The 17861-nt window shown below is 63.1% G+C and carries 18 protein-coding genes; 8 read left to right on the top strand and 10 right to left on the bottom strand.

Features of this window, described 5'->3' with window-relative positions; translation table 11 throughout:
- Positions 1-10: 10 nt before the first annotated feature.
- Positions 11-721: a fumarylacetoacetate hydrolase family protein gene (locus tag SB765_RS20270; RefSeq protein WP_341797821.1), complete on the bottom strand. Its 711-nt coding sequence runs from the start codon at positions 719-721 to the stop codon at positions 11-13.
- 130 nt (positions 722-851) lie between these two features.
- Positions 852-2192, bottom strand: a complete 1341-nt coding sequence (locus SB765_RS20265) for an MFS transporter (RefSeq protein WP_110745601.1) — start codon at positions 2190-2192, stop codon at positions 852-854.
- A gap of 349 nt (positions 2193-2541) precedes the next feature.
- Between SB765_RS20265 and SB765_RS20260 the strand changes: the two genes are divergently transcribed.
- The 6 genes from SB765_RS20260 (at position 2542) to SB765_RS20235 (ending at position 6950) form a co-directional block, all read left to right on the top strand.
- Positions 2542-3471: a helix-turn-helix transcriptional regulator gene (locus SB765_RS20260; RefSeq protein WP_110745600.1), complete on the top strand. Its 930-nt coding sequence runs from the start codon at positions 2542-2544 to the stop codon at positions 3469-3471.
- A 10-nt stretch (positions 3472-3481) separates the two neighbouring features.
- Complete coding sequence (gene pcaQ / locus SB765_RS20255) at positions 3482-4414, top strand: pca operon transcription factor PcaQ (RefSeq protein WP_410931820.1); 933 nt, start codon at positions 3482-3484, stop codon at positions 4412-4414.
- Between the two features lie 228 nt (positions 4415-4642).
- Positions 4643-5407 carry an FKBP-type peptidyl-prolyl cis-trans isomerase gene (locus SB765_RS20250; protein ID WP_234229165.1) on the top strand — a complete coding sequence of 255 codons (765 nt, stop codon included), beginning with the start codon at positions 4643-4645 and terminating at the stop codon, positions 5405-5407.
- 288 nt (positions 5408-5695) lie between these two features.
- Positions 5696-6136, top strand: a complete 441-nt coding sequence (locus SB765_RS20245) for a YkvA family protein (protein WP_341797823.1) — start codon at positions 5696-5698, stop codon at positions 6134-6136.
- Between the two features lie 110 nt (positions 6137-6246).
- Positions 6247-6585, top strand: a complete 339-nt coding sequence (locus SB765_RS20240; protein ID WP_016501065.1) for a multiprotein-bridging factor 1 family protein — start codon at positions 6247-6249, stop codon at positions 6583-6585.
- A complete protein-coding gene (locus SB765_RS20235) occupies positions 6582-6950 on the top strand; it encodes a hypothetical protein (RefSeq protein WP_016501064.1) in 369 nt (122 codons plus the stop codon). The genes SB765_RS20240 and SB765_RS20235 overlap by 4 nt, the downstream gene beginning before the upstream one ends.
- An 88-nt stretch (positions 6951-7038) precedes the next feature.
- Here SB765_RS20235 and SB765_RS20230 read toward each other — a convergent pair whose 3' ends face one another.
- A complete protein-coding gene (locus tag SB765_RS20230; RefSeq protein WP_410931819.1) occupies positions 7039-8007 on the bottom strand; it encodes an EAL domain-containing protein in 969 nt (322 codons plus the stop codon).
- Between the two features lie 118 nt (positions 8008-8125).
- Positions 8126-10207: a carboxy terminal-processing peptidase gene (locus SB765_RS20225; RefSeq protein WP_410931818.1), complete on the bottom strand. Its 2082-nt coding sequence runs from the start codon at positions 10205-10207 to the stop codon at positions 8126-8128.
- A 140-nt stretch (positions 10208-10347) separates the two neighbouring features.
- Between SB765_RS20225 and SB765_RS20220 the strand changes: the two genes are divergently transcribed.
- Entirely contained in the window at positions 10348-11310 is a 963-nt protein-coding gene (locus SB765_RS20220; protein WP_341797826.1) for an NAD(P)H-quinone oxidoreductase, read from the top strand.
- A gap of 138 nt (positions 11311-11448) precedes the next feature.
- On the opposite strand, the gene SB765_RS20215 is transcribed toward SB765_RS20220, so the two are convergent.
- The 6 genes from SB765_RS20215 to SB765_RS20190 all read right to left on the bottom strand — a co-directional run bounded on the left by SB765_RS20215 (position 11449) and on the right by SB765_RS20190 (position 16734).
- Positions 11449-12102 (bottom strand): HAD family hydrolase, encoded by a 654-nt coding sequence (locus tag SB765_RS20215; RefSeq protein ID WP_341797827.1) that lies wholly within the window; start codon positions 12100-12102, stop codon positions 11449-11451.
- A gap of 14 nt (positions 12103-12116) precedes the next feature.
- Positions 12117-13106 (bottom strand): ABC transporter ATP-binding protein, encoded by a 990-nt coding sequence (locus SB765_RS20210; RefSeq protein ID WP_016501059.1) that lies wholly within the window; start codon positions 13104-13106, stop codon positions 12117-12119.
- Position 13107: 1 nt separating this feature from the next.
- Entirely contained in the window at positions 13108-13902 is a 795-nt protein-coding gene (locus tag SB765_RS20205) for an ABC transporter permease (protein WP_410911496.1), read from the bottom strand.
- Positions 13892-14743, bottom strand: a complete 852-nt coding sequence (locus SB765_RS20200; RefSeq protein ID WP_341797828.1) for an ABC transporter permease — start codon at positions 14741-14743, stop codon at positions 13892-13894. The genes SB765_RS20205 and SB765_RS20200 overlap by 11 nt, the downstream gene beginning before the upstream one ends.
- The gene (locus tag SB765_RS20195) at positions 14740-15546 is read right to left on the bottom strand and encodes an alkaline phosphatase family protein (RefSeq protein ID WP_341797829.1); all 807 of its coding nucleotides are present in this window, start codon (positions 15544-15546) and stop codon (positions 14740-14742) included. The genes SB765_RS20200 and SB765_RS20195 overlap by 4 nt, the downstream gene beginning before the upstream one ends.
- A gap of 129 nt (positions 15547-15675) precedes the next feature.
- Complete coding sequence (locus SB765_RS20190; protein WP_341797830.1) at positions 15676-16734, bottom strand: ABC transporter substrate-binding protein; 1059 nt, start codon at positions 16732-16734, stop codon at positions 15676-15678.
- A 328-nt stretch (positions 16735-17062) separates the two neighbouring features.
- On the opposite strand from SB765_RS20190, the gene SB765_RS20185 reads away from it, so the two are divergent.
- Positions 17063-17776, top strand: a complete 714-nt coding sequence (locus tag SB765_RS20185; protein WP_410931817.1) for a UTRA domain-containing protein — start codon at positions 17063-17065, stop codon at positions 17774-17776.
- The last annotated feature ends 85 nt before the right edge of the window (positions 17777-17861 follow it).

The raw sequence follows: 17861 nt of genomic DNA, 5'->3' as shown, positions 1-17861 counted from the left end.
TCCGTCAGGTTCAGGCTGCGTTGGCTGTTTGCCCGGCAGGGCGGGGGCCGACACGCAGATGCAGTTCGCCGATACCGTCGATGCCGGCGTGTATCGTGTCCCCGGGGTTCAGCGGGGCCACGCCGGGCGGGCTGCCGGTCATGATCAGGTCGCCCGTGCGCAGCGGCAGCTGGCGTGACAGCCGGCTGATCACTTCGGCCAATGCCCAGGTCTGCTGGCTCAGGTGAGCACGCTGGCGCTCCTCGCCATTGACTTGCAGCCACAGCGACGCATCCAGTGGCCAGGCGCATTCGCTGGCGGGGACGATGGCGGTCATCGGTGCCGAGGCCTCGAATACTTTGGCACCTTCCCAGGGCAGGCCCTCGGCCTTGGCCTTGCGCTGGTGATCGCGGCGGGTCAGGTCCAGGCCGGCGGCGAAGCCGAACACGTGCTCCAGGGCGTGTCCCGGGGCAATGTCGGCACCGCCCTTGGCAATGGCCGCGACCAGCTCGATTTCATGGCAGAACTCGTCGGTCTGCGGCGGGAAGGGCAGCTCGCCCGATGCCTCGACGACGTTGCTCGCCGGCTTCATGAAAAACACCGGCTCCAGCGGCGCCGCGCCGTAGGATTCCGGCCACGGGTAGTTGCGGCCGATGCAGAACACCCGGCCGACGGGGAAGCGCGCATCGCTGCTGCGGATCGGCAGGCTGACGATGGCCGGCGGGTTGAACAGGTAGGTCATGGGTGAATCCTCCGTACTGGAGTGGCCAGCGTATCCAGCGGCTGGCCGGCAAAGTTGGACGAAAGCGGGGTTGGATTGGATTATCCAAGTAACCTGTACCGGCCCAATCGCCAGCACAGGCAGTGCAATCTCAAGCAGTTGTTTTCAGCTCGATGCGATAGAGCTTCCCAAGCAGCAGCGAGTAAGACAGCGTGCCCATCAACGCCACGCCGCCGATGAACCAGAACGCCATGGCGAACGAGCCACTGGCGTGCACGATGGCGCCGATCACGATCGGTGTGACGATGCCGCCGATGTTCGCCGCCAGGCTGGTGATGCCGCCGGTCAGGCCGATCAGCTCCTTCGGCGCCACTTCCGACACGGCAGCCCACGACGACGAGGCGATGCCCTGGGCGAAGAACGCCAGGGTCAGCACGGCGATGCACAGCACATTGGAATCGGTGAAGTTCACCAGCACGATCGACATCCCCAGCATCGAGCCCACCACCAGCGGCAGCTTGCGGGCAAACGACAGCGAGTAGCCCTTGCGGATCAGCAGGTCGGAGACGATGCCCGCCAGGAGGATGCCGACCGTGGCACCAATGAACGGCATGACCGCGAAGATGCCGACCTTGATCAGCGTCAGCTGGCGTTCTTCGATCAGGTAGGTGGGGAACCAGGTAAGGAAGAAGTACAGTGCCGAGGTGCTGGCGAACTTGCCCAGGCAGATCGCCCAGACCTGGCGATAGCGGAACAGTTCGGCGACCTGCCGCCAGTCGAAGCGGGTACGTTGCTGGCTGCTTTTCACCAGGCCACCGCCGTTCTCGATGTAGGCCAGTTCCTCCTTGCTGACCTTCTTGCAGTTCAGCGGGTCGCGGTATAGCACCAGCCACACGACGCCGAACAGGATGCCCACCAGGCCGGTGCTGTAGAACACGTGGCGCCAGTCATAGGTGGTCGCCAGCCACAGCAGCGCGCCGGTGAACAGCGCGGTGCCCAGGTACTGGCCACATACGTAGATGCTGCTGGCCATGCCGCGCTCGCGGGCGGGGAACCACACCGTGACCGCACGGCTGTTGGCCGGGAAAGCCGGGGCCTCCATGGCGCCGACCGCCAGGCGCAGGCCGAACAGTGAGGCGAAGCCGCTGGCCAGGCCTTGGGCCACGGTGACTGCCGACCAGCTGATCAGCGACACGCCGTAGGTCAGGCGCGAGCCGAAACGGTCGGCGATGAAGCCGGCCGGCACCAGTGCCAATGCGTAGGTCCAGGCGAAGGCGGAGAAGATCAGGCCCATCTCGACCTTGTCCAGGCCCAGGTCCTTGGCCATGAACGGCGCTGCGATGGAAATGTTCACCCGGTCGACGTAGTTGATGATGGTCGCCACCAGCAGCAGCGACAGCATGAACCAGCGGCGGCGGGAGGGCAGGCGCTGGGCAGGGGCCGCGTCCAGCGCGTACGACGACGCGGCGCGGGGGGTAGGCGTGCTCGACATGAGTCGACCTCGTTTGTTGTTGTTGGTAGAGGTTGGGCTGCAGTCCCGTTCCTACAGTGGTCGTACGACGTATTGAATGCAACGGCGGTTTTAGACCGTTTTTTTCGCTGAAGGCGGGGTAGGGCTGTGCTGTCCAAGAAAATCAGAAGGTGGGGTTTTGCGCGTATTTTCAGCTGTATGTCGCATTCCCAGCGGGTTGTGGACGGTTAGGGTTGCGCGAGTTTTTGCAGACAGGTTTAATTTGATGACTTTAGACATCGTACAACCTGTAGTGCATGCCCCTGGTCTCTCGCGGCCTTGCCCGTGAAGGGGCCAGACAGCGCCATCCTTGAAGACTGGAGCCAACCCAATGCCCCCCAAGCGCGAGGTTCCGACCTACGTCATGCAGCAGCGCAGCGAGCTGATGGATTTCTACATCCGCGACCAGCGCGGGCGCCCCGCCGAGACCGCGCCGCACCGTCACGAGTATTTTCAGATCCAGGTCAATTTAGGCGGCGACACGGTGCAACACATCGGCAGCGTGCAGCGCCCGTTCAGGCGCAACACCCTGGCTTTCATCCTGCCGCACAGGGTGCACGTGATCCCACATCCGGCGGACAGCGACTTCGTGGTGATCAATTTCTCCCAGACGTTCCTCCTGCCGCACCTGGCCTGCGACCCGATGGACCTGGAAGAAGTGTCGATCCTGCAGGCGCCGGAGCTGTCACCGTTCCGCTTTCAAGAGCATCTCGACTTTTGCCTGGGTGACGCCGACTTTGCCGAGGCCCGGCAAATCCTCGATCGCTTGCGTGAACTGGATGCCAACCGCCGCTTTGGCACCCGCGAAATGCTCAAGGGCCTGTTGCTGCAGCTGATCGGCCAGGTCTGCGGCCTGTACGCCGAGCCGCTGCGCGAACTGGCCGACAGCAACGCTGCCCAGCTCAGCCGCCGGGCCGCGCTGGGCCGCATGAGTGAATACCTGCGCCGGCATATCGATGACCCCGACCTGAACCTGCAAAAAGTCGCCGCCGCCACCTACCTGTCGCCCACCTACCTGACCCACTGGCTGCGCAAGGAAATCGGCAAGACCTTCAGCGAGCTGGTGCTGGAGCGGCGCATGCACACCGCGCGCAACTACCTGCTCAATGGCAGCCGCCCGGTGGGCGAGGTGGCGCGGCTCTGTGGCTTTGCTGATGAAGCCTACTTTTCCCGGCGCTTCCGGCAGATCCATGGCCTGCCGCCCGGGCAATTCCGCCGCCAGCAGCGCGACCCGGATACGCCGCAGGTAGCGATGCGGTAAGCTTGCCGCCATGAACCTCGACACCCGCATCAAATACCGCCACCTGCTGTGTTTCCTGGAGATTGCCCGGCAGGGCAGCCTGGCCAGGGCGGCCGATAACCTGTCGATCAGCCAGCCGGCGATTTCCAAGACCCTCAAGGAACTCGAAGGCCTGCTGGAAGCGCGCCTGTTCGCGCGCAGCCGCCAAGGCGTCGAGCTGACCCCGGCCGGGGCGCGTTTCATGCGTTATGCCGGGCCCAGCGTGCAGGCCCTGCGCGATGGCGTCAGCAGCTTGCGCGGCGAAGCGCGGGCGCCGTCGCAGGTGCGTATTGGCGTGCTGTCGACGGTCGAGGGCCTGCTCATGCCCGAGGTGCTGTGCCGCCTGCACCAGCGCCATGAAGCGCTGGTCATCAGTGTGGCCACCGGGGTCAGCGCGCAGCTGCTCGGCCAACTGCGTCTGGGTGAGCTGGAACTGGTAGTCGGGCGCATGACCGACAGCCCGCAGATCCAGGGCCTTTCGTTCGAGCACCTGTACAGCGAGTCGATGAGCCTGGTGGTACGCCCGGGCCACCCGTTGCTGGCCGCCACGCCGGTCGAGCGCGCCAAGGTCGGGCGTTACCCGTTGGTGTTGCCACCGGCGGGCACCACCATCCGCCAGCATGCCGACAGCCTGTTTGTGCAATGCGCTATCCAGATGCCGGCGCAGCGCCTGGAAACCCTGTCGTTGGCCCTGAGCCGGCGCTACCTGCTGGGCAGCGACGCGTTGTGGGTAGCGCCGCGCGATGCGGTGCTGCTCGACCTGCGCCGTGGTGAGCTGGTCGAGCTCGACCTGGGTGTGCGCGAGCCGGGCGGCTCGGTGGGTATCTGCCGCAATGCCGCCTTGCCGCAGAGCCTGCCTGGGCAGTGGGTGTGCGAGGTGTTGCGCGAGGTGGCAGGGGAGTACCGGGACGGCAACTACCCCTGAATGCAGGCCTTTCAGAGTCCAGCGAAATAAATCCCCTGTAGAACCGGGCAAAAACGGCACAACCGGTCAATACTGGCCAGTGGCTGCAAGCCCGGCATGAATTACCGTTTAACTACTGAACTTCCTTACCAAAACCCGCTCCTATGCCGGTAGCCATTGGTCATGGCCGCCTGCTAAGCTCGCGGCTTTACCCTGATTGCCCTTATGGCGCATGAACAAGGAAATAGCATGAAACAGCATCGTTTGGCGGCTGCGGTTGCCCTGGTAGGCCTGGTACTGGCTGGCTGTGATCAACAGGCCAGCAGCCCCGAGCTGAAGACTCCGGCGCAGAAAGCCTCCTACGGTATCGGCCTGAACATGGGCAAGAGCTTGGCTCAGGAAGGCATGGAAGACCTTGATTCGAAATCGGTCGCCCTCGGTATCGAAGACGCCGTTGGCAAGAAAGAACAACGCATCAAGGACGAAGAGCTGGTAGAGGCGTTCACCGCCCTGCAGAAACGCGCCGAGGAGCGCCTGGCCAAGGCCAGCGAAGAAGCCGCCTCCGCCGGCAAGAAATTCCTCGAAGAAAACGCCAAGAAGCCAGGCGTGGTCACCACTGCCTCGGGCCTGCAGTACGAAGTGGTCAAGAAGGCTGATGGCCCGCAGCCCAAGCCGACCGACGTAGTCACTGTCCACTACGAAGGCAAGCTGACCGATGGCAAGGTGTTCGACAGCTCTGTCGAGCGTGGCAGCCCGATCGACCTGCCGGTCAGCGGTGTGATCCCGGGTTGGGTCGAAGGCCTGCAGCTGATGCACGTTGGCGAGAAGTACAAGCTGTTCATCCCGGCTGAGCTGGCCTACGGCGCCCAAAGCCCAAGCCCGCTGATCCCGGCGAACTCGGTACTGGTGTTCGACCTGGAACTGATCGCCATCAAGGATCCGGCCCAGCTGCAGGGTGGCGAGCCGGAAGCCGAGGCTCCAGCTGAAGCGCCTGCTGAAGCACCTGCCAAGTAACATTGGTTGGTTCTTGCAAAACGCCCCGTCCTGACGGGGCGTTTTCGTTTGTGGCGATTGGACGAACCAGCAACAACTGATACTGTCCGAGGAAATGCAGCTAGTAGATGTAGGATGTTTCTGGCGCAAATCGTTTGCGGTCAGGTACCCATGGCTTGAAACGGTTGTGTAAAAAACGCCCGATCTGACCGTGGGCCTTGCCTGGCAGGCACCTGGGCTCAGAAACGCGACCCTGTTCACAAGGTTATCCACAATAAATGTGGATAACCTGTTCCGCCTGGAGGCTCCATGAGCGCACCCTGGAATTTTGCCCGTTTCCTGCCCTTGGCCGAGCGCCTGCTCAGCCGTGGTCGGCTGCCGGCCCTGCTGTTTGCAGTGGCCCGCAAAGGTCCGCGCATCGGTCAGTTGCGTGAGGACGTGAAACTGCTGCAGTCGCTGTGCCTGGCGTGGTGGCGTGGCGAATACCGCGCCATCAGCCCCAAGGCCCTGGTCACCATCGTGGCTGGCCTGCTGTATTTCGTCAGCCCCATCGATGCCATCCCCGACTGGTTGCTGGGCGTGGGTTTTCTCGATGACATCGCGGTGCTGGGCTGGGTGCTGAAGACCGTGGCCGACGAACTGGCGCGCTTCAAGGCTTGGCGCGACAGCCAGGCACCCGAGCGGCTGCGCGTGGTCGAGCGCCTGCCGGCTACCCCGCAAGCGCTGGGGCTGGAGCGCAACACGCAATGAAAACAGCCTGAACTGCAGTCAACCGGACAGACCCCGGAGTTGGTAATATAATTGGCATAAGGGTTATGCCTACGGATTACATGCTGTAATCCTTTTTTAAGGGGTTTGTAATGGGTATTCAGGTCATTAGCCGGGACGGTCAACCCGAGTACGCCGTCGTTCCCTGGGAGCAGTACCAGGCACTGCTCAAGGCGGCTGGGCAGGCGCCTGCAGAGGCGGTCGTCAGCGAAGAGCCCGGCTCAGCTGCCGTGGCGCCATTGCCGGCGTTCAGCGAAGTGGCGCAGATTCGCCAGGCCAAGGGCATTGCCCCTGAGCAACTGGCGCGCAATGTCGGGGTGAGCCCGGCGTATCTGGCCATGATCGAATCGGGTGAACGCCAGCCGGATGCTGCCATCCGCCGCGCCTTGGCCTGGCATCTGGGGGTGGCTGGCTGGAGCGAGCCATCATGAGCCAGGTCAGGATCAGCCGTCAGCACTGGGATAACCTGCTGGGCGAGCTTGACCTGGCCCGTCGTCAACGTCACTTGCTGACGTACCGAGCGCTGATCGAGCGCTTGCAACTGCCTAGCCCTGCCATGCAGACGCTGACCGCTGCGCTGGAGTACCTGGCGGTGCTGGATGCCCGTGCCGAGCAGCCGTTGCGCAGCTCCTTGGTGATCAGCCAGGGCGCAAGCCGTTTGCCGCGTACCGGCTTCTTTGAATGTGTTGAACGGCTGGGGCGCTTTGCCGGGCCGGTCGATGGCATGGAGGCGGCGTCGTGGCATGCCTCCGAGGTGGTCCGGGTGTTCGAGTACAGCTACCCGGAAACAGCCTGATTGTCAGCATCAGCGCGGTCCCTCCCGCCGGTACACCACCGGCCTGTAGGAGCAGCCTTGTGCTGCTCCTACAGATACAGCGCGAGGCTCAAGGCCTGTGGTGAACATGTGGGAGCTGGCTTGCCGGCGATAGGGCCAGAGCAGGCAAACCATGCCGGTGGATCAATCCACAACCTTTGCCATCAGCATCCACCACCTCCAATGCCTCCAGGTGCTGATGCCGCTCGAACAACTCCAGCAACTGCCCAAGCGTCGCATTGAGCCGCACCGTCGGCTGTCCAGCCAGTGGCGCGCTCATCGGCGTCGGTAAAGGCCAGCTTTCCCGCACCCCCAACTCTTGCGGCCGCCCCAGCAGGTAGCCCTGCACCAGGTCTACACCCATCTCAGTCAGCACTCTCAGTTCTTCTGCCAGCTCGATACCTTCGGCAATAACCTGTGCCTTCGAGGCCCGGGCAATCTGCAATATCGAGCCGACGAACTCGCGCTTGAGCGGGTCGCGGTGAATGCCGTCTATGAAGTGGCGGTCGATCTTCACGTATTCGGGGCGCAGCTCCGACCACAGGCGCAAGCTCGAATAGCCCGCGCCCAGATCGTCGAGGGCTATCGAGAAGCCCATGTCGCGGTAGTGGTGCAGTGCATTGGACAGCAGCTGGAAGTCGTCGGTCGGGGTGTGCTCGGTCAGCTCGATCACCACCCGGCTGGGCGGCAGGCCGACCTGCTCCAGCAGCTTCAGGGTAAGGCCGGACGGGTAGTGTGGCTCCAGCAACGATTCGGGCGAGATGTTGAGAAACAGCTTGCCCTGCAGTTGTTGCTCGCTGAAGCGCCGGCAGGCGCTTTCTCGGCAGGCGGCTTCCAGCTCGGTCAGGCGGCCGGCATGGCGGGCGATACTGAAGAGGTTCAGCGGTGCATGCAGCGGGCTGTTGGACGGCCCGCGGCTCAGCGCTTCATGGGCGAAAACCCGTTGCTCGCTCAGGCACATGATCGGCTGGAACAGACTGTGAATGCTGCGTTGAGCCAGGATGGCACTCAAGGCACTGAGCTGTTCGGCGACGGTCATGACGTATTCCTGAAAATGAAAGGGCCGGGCATCTGCATGCCCGGCCCCCGTATTTCACGACAGCGCGATGACTGTTTGATGACAGGTCACATTATTCTGCCATCACTGCCGGTGCGCCTTACTTCTTGGCCACCTTGGTGCTGGCGCTGAGGTAGTCGATCAGGATACGACCGGTTTCGGACAGGTAGGCGTCGTCCTCCGGCTTGGTGTTTTCATCTTCGACCGGCAACGCGTCCTCGTCCTCTTTCTTCAGCTCTTTGAGCGGCTCTTCACCCTTGGCCTTGCGGCGGATGTTTTCCAGCGCCAGCTGCTTGGCTTCGATTTCGTCGTGGCGTGCACGGCGATCCTGCTCGTTGAGGCTGACGGTTTTTTCGGTCATCAGCTTCTGCGTCAGGGCCAGGCGGTCGCGAATGTAGGTGAACTCGGCATCCTTGTCGCTGCGCGCTTCATGCTGTGCCTTGAGCTGGGCCAGGTACGGCTTGAACGGGTCGGCCGCCGGCTTGACGACCGGGCGAATGGTGTCCCAGGGCATGGCCTCGGGCAGGGCGCTCTCGCCAATTTCCTTGGTGTCGATGATCGACGGGTAGTCGATGTCCGGCAGCACGCCCTGGTGTTGGGTGCTCTGCCCGGAAACCCGGTAGAACTTGGCCAGGGTCAGCTTCAGCTCGCCATGGTTGAGCGGCTGGATGGTCTGCACGGTGCCTTTACCGAAGGTCTGGCCACCGATGATCAGCGCGCGGTGGTAGTCCTGCATGGCGCCGGCGAAGATCTCTGACGCCGAGGCCGACAGGCGGTTCACCAGCAGGGCCAGCGGGCCCTTGTAGAAGGCGCCCGGGTTTTCGTCTTCCAGCACGTCGACGCGGCCGTCGCTGTTGCGCACCAGTACGGTCGGGCCTTTCTCGATGAACAGGCTGGTCAGCTCGGTGGCTTCCTGCAGCGAGCCGCCGCCGTTGTTGCGCAGGTCGATGACCACGCCGTCGACTTTCTCCTTCTGCAGTTCGGTGAGCAGTTTCTTCACGTCACGCGTGGTGCTCTTGTATTCCGGGTCACCGGCGCGGTAAGCCTTGAAGTCGAGGTAGAAGGCCGGGATCTCGATGATGCCCAGCTTGTAGTCACGCCCGTCCTGCTTGAGCTTGAGCACCGACTTTTTTGCCGCCTGCTCTTCGAGTTTTACCGCTTCACGGGTGATCGACACGACCTTGCTGGTCTGGTCGCTCGGCGCATTGCTGGCCGGGATGACTTCCAGGCGTACCACCGAGCCTTTCGGGCCACGGATCAGCTTGACCACTTCGTCCAGGCGCCAGCCGACCACGTCGACCATTTCCTTGTTGCCCTGGGCCACGCCGATGATCTTGTCGGCCGGGGCTACCTGCTTGGTCTTGGCTGCCGGGCCTGCCGGCACCAGGCGCACGATCTTGACCTGGTCGTTGTCGCTTTGCAGCACCGCGCCAATGCCTTCGAGCGACAGGCTCATGTTGATGTCGAAATTCTCGGCGTTATCCGGCGACAGGTAGTTGGTGTGCGGGTCGTAGGACTGGGCGAAGGTGTTGATGTAGGCCTGGAAGATATCCTCGGCACGGGTCTGGTCAAGGCGCGCCAGCTGGTTCTTGTAGCGCTTGGTCAGGGTTTCCTGGATCTGCTTGGGTTCCTTGCCGGCGATCTTCTGGCGCAGCACTTCGTCCTTGACGCGTTTGCGCCACAGGTCGTCGAGCTCGGCCTGATTCTTCAGCCACGGAGCATCCTTGCGGTCGATCAGCAAGGTTTCCTTGGTGTTGAAGTCGATCTTGTCCACGCCCTTGTTCAGCTCGGCCAGGGCAAAGTCCAGGCGCTGCTTGACGCGGTCCAGGTAGCGTTTGTAGATGGTGAAGCCCGGGTCAAGGTTGCCGCTCTTGAGGAAATCGTCGAATTGCGTTTTCCACTTGTCGAATTCGGCAATGTCGGCAGCGGTGAAGTAGCTGCGCGCCGGGTCCAGCAGCTTGATGTAGCTGTCGTAGATGATGAGCGAACGGGCATCGTCCAGAGGCGGCTTGCTGTAGTGGTGGCGCTTGAGCAATTCCACCACGTTGAGGCTGGCGACGATCTCGTCGCGGTCCGGCTGCAGGCCGTCCCACTTGTTGGCGGCCGCTGCATTGCCGCCGAGCGCGAGGCTACCCAGGCCGATCATTACAGCGAGGGCGGTGCTTGGGAGGAAATGCTTCATGCTGATTCGACGTGGAGGCAATTGATCACGCATAGTAGGCCGTCTTTTCCGTTGCCGGTTCCATGGAACCGGGCAAATACTGCAAAAAGCCTGGGGTGTGCGTTCCCCAGGCCCAGTCATGATTCAACTATGGAGGCACTGTGAAGGCATTGCAAGGCGTTGACGGACATGTGGAGTGGGTCGAGGCCGAACGCCCGGCCTGTGACGCGGGCCAAGTGCGCATTCGCGTGGCGGCTGCGGGCCTGAACCGCGCCGATCTGCTGCAAATGAAAGGTTTGTACCCGCCGCCGCCCGGTGCCAGCCCGTACATGGGCCTTGAATGCGCCGGTGTGGTTGAGGAAGTGGGCGCCGGTGCCGACTGGCGCGTGGGCGACCGGGTGTGCGCACTGCTGGCTAGCGGCGCCATGGCCGAGGAGGTGGTGGTCGATGCCCGCCATGTACTGCCGGTACCCGAAGGGCTCAGCTTGCATGAAGCGGCAGCCTTGCCGGAGGTGTATGCCACTGCCTGGCTGAACATCTTCCAGCTGGGTGGCGTGAAGGCCGGTGAGAAGGTGCTGGTGCATGCTGGCGCCAGTGGCGTTGGCTCGGCCGCCATTCAGCTGTGCAAGGCATTCGGCAGCCCGGTGTGGGTCAGCGTCGGCTCGCCCGATCGCCTGGCCTATTGCGAAGCGCTGGGCGCTGCGGGTGGTGTGGTACGTAACGAGAACCTGGATGCACTGGAAGGTTTCGGGCCGTTCGACGTGATTCTCGACCCGGTGGGCGCCAGCTACGGCGAGCTCAACCTCAAGCTGCTGGCCCGTGACGGGCGTTGGGTGATCATCGGCTTGATGGGCGGGCGCAAGTTTGAGCTGGACCTGGCCCAGGTACTGGGCAAGCGCCTGGAGATTACCGGCTCTACGCTGCGCAACCGTGACGACGGCTTCAAGGCCGAGTTGCTGCGCGAGCTGCAACAGCAGGTGTGGCCGCTGTTCGCCGAAGGGCGCTTGTCGCCGCAGCTGGTCGATACCTACCCGGTGGAGTTTGCCCAGGCGGCGTATGCCGAGCTTGAGACCAACCAGGTGTCGGGCAAGTTGGTGATGGTCATAGATCCGAGCCAGGCTTGATATTGCCGGGGCTGCTTTGCAGCCCTTTCGCGGCACAAGGCCGCTCCTACAAGGGATCGCATCAGGTCGAACCTGTGCGTAAATCCCTGTAGGAGCGGCCTTGTGCCGCGAAAGGGGCGCAAAGCACACCCAAGGCCTTCAAGACCAGCTCAGAATCGGCCATCCATTGGTCTGGGCATGCTCGCGCAGCACCGCATCCGGGTTCACCACATGCGGGTGATCTACCTTCAGCAACAACGGCAAGTCATTGCGTGAATCGGAATAGAAACTCGCCCCCTCCAGGTTTTCCTGTTCCTGATCCAGCCACTCCAGCAACCGGGTGATCTTGCCCTCGCGGTAGGTCAGCACCCCGTGAGTCTTGCCCGTATACACCCCGTTCACCGCCTCCAGCTCGATCGCCAGGTACTCATCCACCCCCAGGCGCGCCGCAATGGGCCCGACCAGGTGCGTCCCCGAAGCGGAAATGATCAGAATGCGGTCCCCACGCTGGCGGTGCTCGGCAATGCAGCGGCAGGCGTCGCCGTAGATGATGGGCTCGATCACGTCCTCGACCCACGGCTCAACCAGATGCTCGACCTCCTCCAGCGTACGCCCGGCCATCGGCTCCAGGCTGAAGGCCATGTAGTCCTCCATCTGCAGGTGGCCCTTGCCGTAGGCCTCCATCAGCTCACGGTCGCGGCGCAGGAAGTCCTTGCCGTCGACCCAGCCCAACCGGGCCATTTGCTCGCTCCACAGCGACGCACAGTCCCCGTGGATCAGGGTTTCGTCCAGATCGAAAATTGCCAGTGCCATTGTGTTGAATCTCCTTAAGCCACTTCCCGCAGCGCTGTCGGGTCGATCGACAAGCTAACGCGTTTTCCGTCCGCGTGCAGGTCGGCCGGCGAGCGGTTGAGCACGTCGACCACCAGTTCCACCTCGCGCACGTTCACGCGGTAGCGAATCACATTGCCCAGCAGGCTGTGGCTGCGTACTTCTGCGTCCAGTTCGCCATTCACGCCCAGGGTGATCGACTCCGGGCGGATCGCCAGGCGGCTGGCCACCGGGCGTTGCAGCAGGCGGCTGGCGCTGTCGGCGTCGAGCAGGTTGTAGTTGCCGATAAAGCCGGCGGCAAACAGGTCCACGGGCGCTGTGTAGAGGGTTTCGGCATCGCCGCTCTGCACGATACGCCCCTGGTTCATCAGGAAGATGCGGTCGGACAGGGTCAGCGCTTCTTCCTGGTCGTGGGTAACGAAGATGGTGGTCAGCCCAAGTTCACGCTGAATGGCACGAATCTGCTCGCGCAGGTGTTTGCGAATGCGCGCATCCAGTGCCGACAATGGCTCGTCGAGCAGCAGCAGGCGCGGGCGGGTAACCAGCGAACGGGCCAGGGCCACGCGCTGGCACTGGCCGCCAGACAACTGGTGCGGGTAGCGCCCGGCAAAGTTGCCCAGCTCCACCAGCGCCAGCACCTCGCGCACCCGGGCCTGGCTTTCGTCGGCCTTGACCTTCTGCATGCGCAGGCCAAAAGCCACGTTCTGTTCCACGGTCATGTTGGGGAACAGCGCGTAGCTCTGGAACACCATGCCTATGCCACGCTTTTGCGGGCTCAGCGGCACGATGTCGTGGCCGTCGAGGAGTATCTGCCCGCTGTCTACCGGGGTCAGCCCGGCGATGCAGCGCAGCAGGGTGGACTTGCCGCAGCCGGACGGGCCCAGCAGGGTAACGAACTCGCCGCGTTCGATGTGGCAGTCGATGTTCTCGAATACCGGGCTGCCGGCGTAGCTTTTCTGCAGTTTCTGTACGCTGACGAAGCTCATGTCAGGTCTTGTCCTTGTTCAGGCGGTTGGCGACCCAGGTCAGTACCAGCACGAAGGCGAAGTACGAGATCACCAGTGCGCTGTTGAAGTGGCCGCTGCTGTTGCGCATGTTGTTCAGGTACACCTGCAGGGTCTCATAGCGGGTGCCGACCAGCAGGTTGGCGAACACGAATTCGCCGAACAGGAACGAGAACGACAGCAGCAGCGCCACCATCAGGCCCTTGCGCAGGTTTGGCAGCACCACCAGCAGCGCGGCCTGCCAGTTGCTGGCGCCGAGCAGTTGGGCGGCGTCCATCAGGTCGCGCAGGTTGATGGCCTGCAGGTTGTTGGTAATGGCCCGGTACATGAACGGCAGGGCGATGGTGAAGTAGCAGCCGATCAGGATCCATGGCGTGCCGACCATGGCCATCGGCCCGCTGCCGTACAGCTGCAGCAGCCCTACCGACGACACTACCGGCGGTACCGCGAACGGCAGCAGGATGAGGATGTTCATCAGCGCGTCGAGCCGCGGGAAGTGGTAATGCACCACGAACAGCAGCGGTAGTATCAGCACCACCGACAGCAGCAGCGCGCCCATGCACACCAGCAGCGACTGGCCGAAGGCGGCCAGGAAGCGCGGCTCGCTCCACAATGCCACGTACCATTTCAGGGTCAGGCCGCTGGGCAGCAGGCTGGCCGACCAGCTGGTCGCCAGCGAATAGAGCAGGGTGCCGGCCAGTGGCAGCAGCAGGATCAGGAACAGCAGGTAGACCACGATGCGGTGGTACCAGCCGCCGGAACGGGTGTCAGCGCGCATGGTAGCTCCGTTTCAGTAGCCATTGATGCACCACCGTGACCAGCGTCATAAGCCCCACCAGCACCATCGCCAGGGCGCTGGCCAGGTTGGGGTCGAGGCTGATGTCGCCGGCCACCAGGCCAGCGATGCGGATCGGCAGTACGTTGAAATTGCCGGTGGTCAACGCATACACGGTGGCGTAGGCGCCCAGGGCATTGGCCAGCAGGATGACGAACGTGCCCAGCAGTGCCGGGGTCAGCACCGGCAAGCCGATGTGCCGCCAGTATTGCCAGTGATTGGCACCGAGCAGCGCGGCCGACTCGCGCCAGTCTTCACGCAGGGCGTCGAAGGCGGGGTAGAGCAGCAACACGCCCAACGGGATCTGGAAGTAGGTGTACACCAGGATCAGCCCGCTTTTGGAGTAGATGCTGAAGTCTTCCAAAAGGCCGATCTGCTTGAGCAGCAGCGTCAGTGCGCCGTTGAAACCGAGCAGGATGATGAAGGCGAAGGCCAGCGGCACCCCGGCAAAGTTGCTGGTCATGTTGGCGAAGGCGCTGACGAAGTCGCGCAGTTTCGAGTTCACCTGGCGCAGCGAATAAGCGCCAAGGGTGGCGATGACGATGCCGAACAGACTCGACCAGAAGCTGATTTCCAGGCTGCGTTGCAGTGCCTGCAGGTAGAACTTCGAGCTGAATACCTTGCTGAAATTTTCGACGCCCCAGCCGGCTTCCGATTGCACGCTGTTGATCGCTACCCAGGCCAACGGGGCAATCTGGAATACGACAAAGAACACGGCAAATGGCAGCAGGCAGAGCAGGGCCAGGTAGCGGCCACGGGCGCCGCTGCGCTTGGGTGCCGTCACTTCAGCAGCTCCCGGCACACGGTCTTGTCGTGGGCAGCGCCAAGCAGCTCGCACATGGTGCCGCACAGCTCGGTCTGCAACGGCTTGGCCGCCGGGTCCAGGCTGAACGCGTCGCCAAAGACGAATAATGGCACTTCGCGCTCCTCGGCCAGCAAACCGTTGTGCGAGCGGTCGTTGTTCATGCCGTGGTCGGCGGTGACCAGTACCTGGTAGCCCTCTTCGAGCCAGCCTGGCAGGTAGTCGGCCAGCAAGATATCGGCGCTGCGCGCGGCGTTGCGGTACTGGCTGCTGTCCAGGCCGTGGTGGTGGCCGACATCGTCGATGCTCATCGGGTGCACCAGCAGGAAGTTGGGGGCATGGCGGCGGCGCAGGTATTCGCCATCGGCCAGCAGGTGCGAATCGGGGTAGCGGTCGTCCCAGTAGAACAGCCCGTGCTGGATCGGCAACTTCGGCGCGTGGGTATGGCGGTCGCGCTGCGGGTCGAAGGGCGAGCGGTTGTACAGCTCGCTCATCCAGTGATAAGCCGCCGCTGCGGTGCCCAGGTTGGCCTCGCGGGCGTAGTGGAACACGCTGCGCTGGTTGGACAGGCGGTTGACGTTGTTGTGCACGATGCCGCTGTCGATCGGCGGTACGCCGGTGAGGATGCATTCGTACAGCGGCCGTGACAGCGATGGTAGCTCGCATTCCACGCGGTACAGCGCGGCGCGGTCGGCCTCGACATAGGCATGCAGGTGGCCCATGGCGTGGTGCGCAACCTGATAGTTGAGGCCGTCTAGCAGGACCAGGATGACGTTGTGTTGCATGGTGGCTCCAGTCATAAACCGCGTTGGCTTCTTCGCGGGCATGCCCGCTCCCACAGGGTTTTGCACGGTCTCTGTGGGAGCGGGCGTGCCCGCGAAAGGGCCGGGTCAGGCACTAGACAAGCTAGCCCTTTACTCCATCTCGATGATCACCTGCTCCTGCCACATCTGCGGCAGTTTCTTGGAGGTGGCTTCCCAGGCTTCGGCATTCTTGATCGGCTGGGCGGCACCGTACTGCTCGTTAGGCAGCAACTTGGCCTGCACATCCGCCGGCAGCTTCAGGTGCTCGGCACGGATCGGCCGGGCATGCCCTTTGGCCAGATTGATCTGCCCGGCATCGCTGAAGATGTATTCGCGGGTCAGTTTGGCCGCGTTGGGGTGCTTGGCGTATTTGTTGATGACCGTGGTATAGCCGGAGATTACCGAGCCGTCCGACGGGATCAGCACTTCGAAGCGCTTGGGGTCGATCTGTTCACGGTAGCTCAGGCCGTTGAAGTCCCACACCACGCCGACTTCCACCTCGCCTTTCTCCAGGGTCTGGATGGTCGGGTTGGCCAGCGACAGGCGCTTCTGCTGGGCCAGTTTGGTGAACAGCTGCAGGCCCGGCGCCACGTTGCTTTCGTCGCCTTTGTAGGCGATGGCGGCGGCGAGCACCCCATTGGCGGCCTGGGCGGCAGTGCCCACGTCGCCGATGGCGACCTTGTACTTGCCTTTTTCCAGGTCATGCCAGGTTTTTGGCCGTTCCTCTTCCTTGACCAGGTCCTTGTTGATAATGAAGGCGATGGTACCGGTATAGGCCAGCGCCCAGTGGCCGTCCTTGTCCTTGGCCCACTCCGGCACCTGGTCCCAGGTGCTTGGTTTGTACGGCTGGCTCACGCCCTTGGTCACGGCGATGGGGCCGAAGGCGGCACCCACGTCACCGATGTCGGCGCTGGCGTTGTCCTTCTCGGCTTCAAACTTGGCGATTTCCTGGGCCGAGCTCATGTCGGTGTCGCTGTGCTTGAGGCCGTACTTGCTGGCCAGGTCTTCCCAGGTGCCTTTCCAGTTGGCCCAGGCATCGGGCATGCCCACGCTGTTGACGGTGCCTTCCTTGCGGGCGGCATCTTCCAGGGCCTTGAGGTCCTCGGCCATGGCCGAGGTACAGAACGCGATGGCCGAACCGAGCAGTGACGCCATGAACAACTTTTTCATCCGTAGCTCCTTGGGTGGGTGCCTTTAACCGATCGTTGTTATGAGTGAAGCCGTTGCCTGGAACCTTTGGTCTAGGTCAGCAAACCTTGAGCCAAGGTAGGCCGCTTGCGTGACAATTTGATGTAGGGAAGGGCCCGTGCCGCTGGCTGCGGGCTCCTGGCAATACAGCGTAGACCATGGTGAACCCGCGGTTTTGCGGGGCTGGCCCGATTCTGGCAGTACCCCGTGGGCAGCCTTGTCACAGGATGTTCATCAGCCCTGCCTAGGCTTGCACTATTCTCCAAGTGCCCTGTTCTGGGGCTGGACTAGTCCAGATAGGTAACCTTTGATGCAGCCGATGCCACCGCGTGCGGTAACAGCCATCTGCCATGCCTTGCAGGAGCAGATCGAGCACGGCCTGCTGGCGCCGGGCGGCAAGCTGCCGGCCGAGCGCAAGCTGAGCGAGGTGTTCGACACCACGCGCATCACCCTGCGCGAGGCGCTGGCGCAGCTGGAGGCCCAGGGCATGATCTACCGCGAAGAGCGCCGCGGCTGGTTTGTCGCGCCCGAGCGGCTGACCTACGACCTGATCGAGCGCAGTCACTTCCATGCCATGGTCCGCGACCAAGGGCGTGTGGCCAGTACCGAACTCCTGTCGGCACGGCTGCAGCCGGCCTCGGCGGCGATCTGTGCGCGCTTGCAGCTGCCGGCGTTGTCCAGCGTGGTGCGCATCTGCCGGTTACGGCGGATTGACGGGCGGGCGGTGCTGTATGCCGAGCACTATCTGAATCCCAGGTATTTCCCGGACATTCTCAAACAGGACCTGGCGCAGTCGCTGACCGAAATTTATGGGCGGGTGTATGGCATCCGGTATGGACAGGTGTGCTTCGAGATTTTGCCGACGGCGTTGCCGGTGGGGGCGGCAGGGGCGTTGAAGGTGTCGGTGGGCAGCCCGGGGTTGCACATTACCCGGGTCAACAGCGACCAGCATGGGCACCTGATCGACTGCGACCTGGAGTATTGGCGGCACGATGCAATCCGCATTCGTGCACAGGCCGGTTGATCCTGGATTCTGGGGCTGCTTTGCCGCCCATCGCCGGCAAGCCCGCTCACACCTTGACTGCATGGGTGTCAGGCCCTGTGCAGTA

It is taken from the genome of Pseudomonas sp. SIMBA_067, assembly GCF_046534675.1.
Lineage (GTDB): Bacteria > Pseudomonadota > Gammaproteobacteria > Pseudomonadales > Pseudomonadaceae > Aquipseudomonas > Aquipseudomonas putida.
The sequence above is the reverse complement of the archived record's forward strand: the minus strand, read 5'-3'. Positions and strand labels throughout refer to the sequence as shown.

Bases quoted from the DNA above. Each gene is read 5' to 3' on its own strand.
- SB765_RS20270 (WP_341797821.1), bottom strand. From the start codon at position 721: ATGACCTACCTGTTCAACCCGCCGGCCATCGTCAGCCTGCCGATCCGC.
- SB765_RS20265 (WP_110745601.1), bottom strand. From the start codon at position 2,192: ATGTCGAGCACGCCTACCCCCCGCGCCGCGTCGTCGTACGCGCTGGAC.
- SB765_RS20260 (WP_110745600.1), top strand. From the start codon at position 2,542: ATGCCCCCCAAGCGCGAGGTTCCGACCTACGTCATGCAGCAGCGCAGC.
- pcaQ (WP_410931820.1), top strand. From the start codon at position 3,482: ATGAACCTCGACACCCGCATCAAATACCGCCACCTGCTGTGTTTCCTG.
- SB765_RS20250 (WP_234229165.1), top strand. From the start codon at position 4,643: ATGAAACAGCATCGTTTGGCGGCTGCGGTTGCCCTGGTAGGCCTGGTA.
- SB765_RS20245 (WP_341797823.1), top strand. From the start codon at position 5,696: ATGAGCGCACCCTGGAATTTTGCCCGTTTCCTGCCCTTGGCCGAGCGC.
- SB765_RS20240 (WP_016501065.1), top strand. From the start codon at position 6,247: ATGGGTATTCAGGTCATTAGCCGGGACGGTCAACCCGAGTACGCCGTC.
- SB765_RS20235 (WP_016501064.1), top strand. From the start codon at position 6,582: ATGAGCCAGGTCAGGATCAGCCGTCAGCACTGGGATAACCTGCTGGGC.
- SB765_RS20230 (WP_410931819.1), bottom strand. From the start codon at position 8,007: ATGACCGTCGCCGAACAGCTCAGTGCCTTGAGTGCCATCCTGGCTCAA.
- SB765_RS20225 (WP_410931818.1), bottom strand. From the start codon at position 10,207: ATGAAGCATTTCCTCCCAAGCACCGCCCTCGCTGTAATGATCGGCCTG.
- SB765_RS20215 (WP_341797827.1), bottom strand. From the start codon at position 12,102: ATGGCACTGGCAATTTTCGATCTGGACGAAACCCTGATCCACGGGGAC.
- SB765_RS20210 (WP_016501059.1), bottom strand. From the start codon at position 13,106: ATGAGCTTCGTCAGCGTACAGAAACTGCAGAAAAGCTACGCCGGCAGC.
- SB765_RS20205 (WP_410911496.1), bottom strand. From the start codon at position 13,902: ATGCGCGCTGACACCCGTTCCGGCGGCTGGTACCACCGCATCGTGGTC.
- SB765_RS20195 (WP_341797829.1), bottom strand. From the start codon at position 15,546: ATGCAACACAACGTCATCCTGGTCCTGCTAGACGGCCTCAACTATCAG.
- SB765_RS20190 (WP_341797830.1), bottom strand. From the start codon at position 16,734: ATGAAAAAGTTGTTCATGGCGTCACTGCTCGGTTCGGCCATCGCGTTC.
- SB765_RS20185 (WP_410931817.1), top strand. From the start codon at position 17,063: ATGCAGCCGATGCCACCGCGTGCGGTAACAGCCATCTGCCATGCCTTG.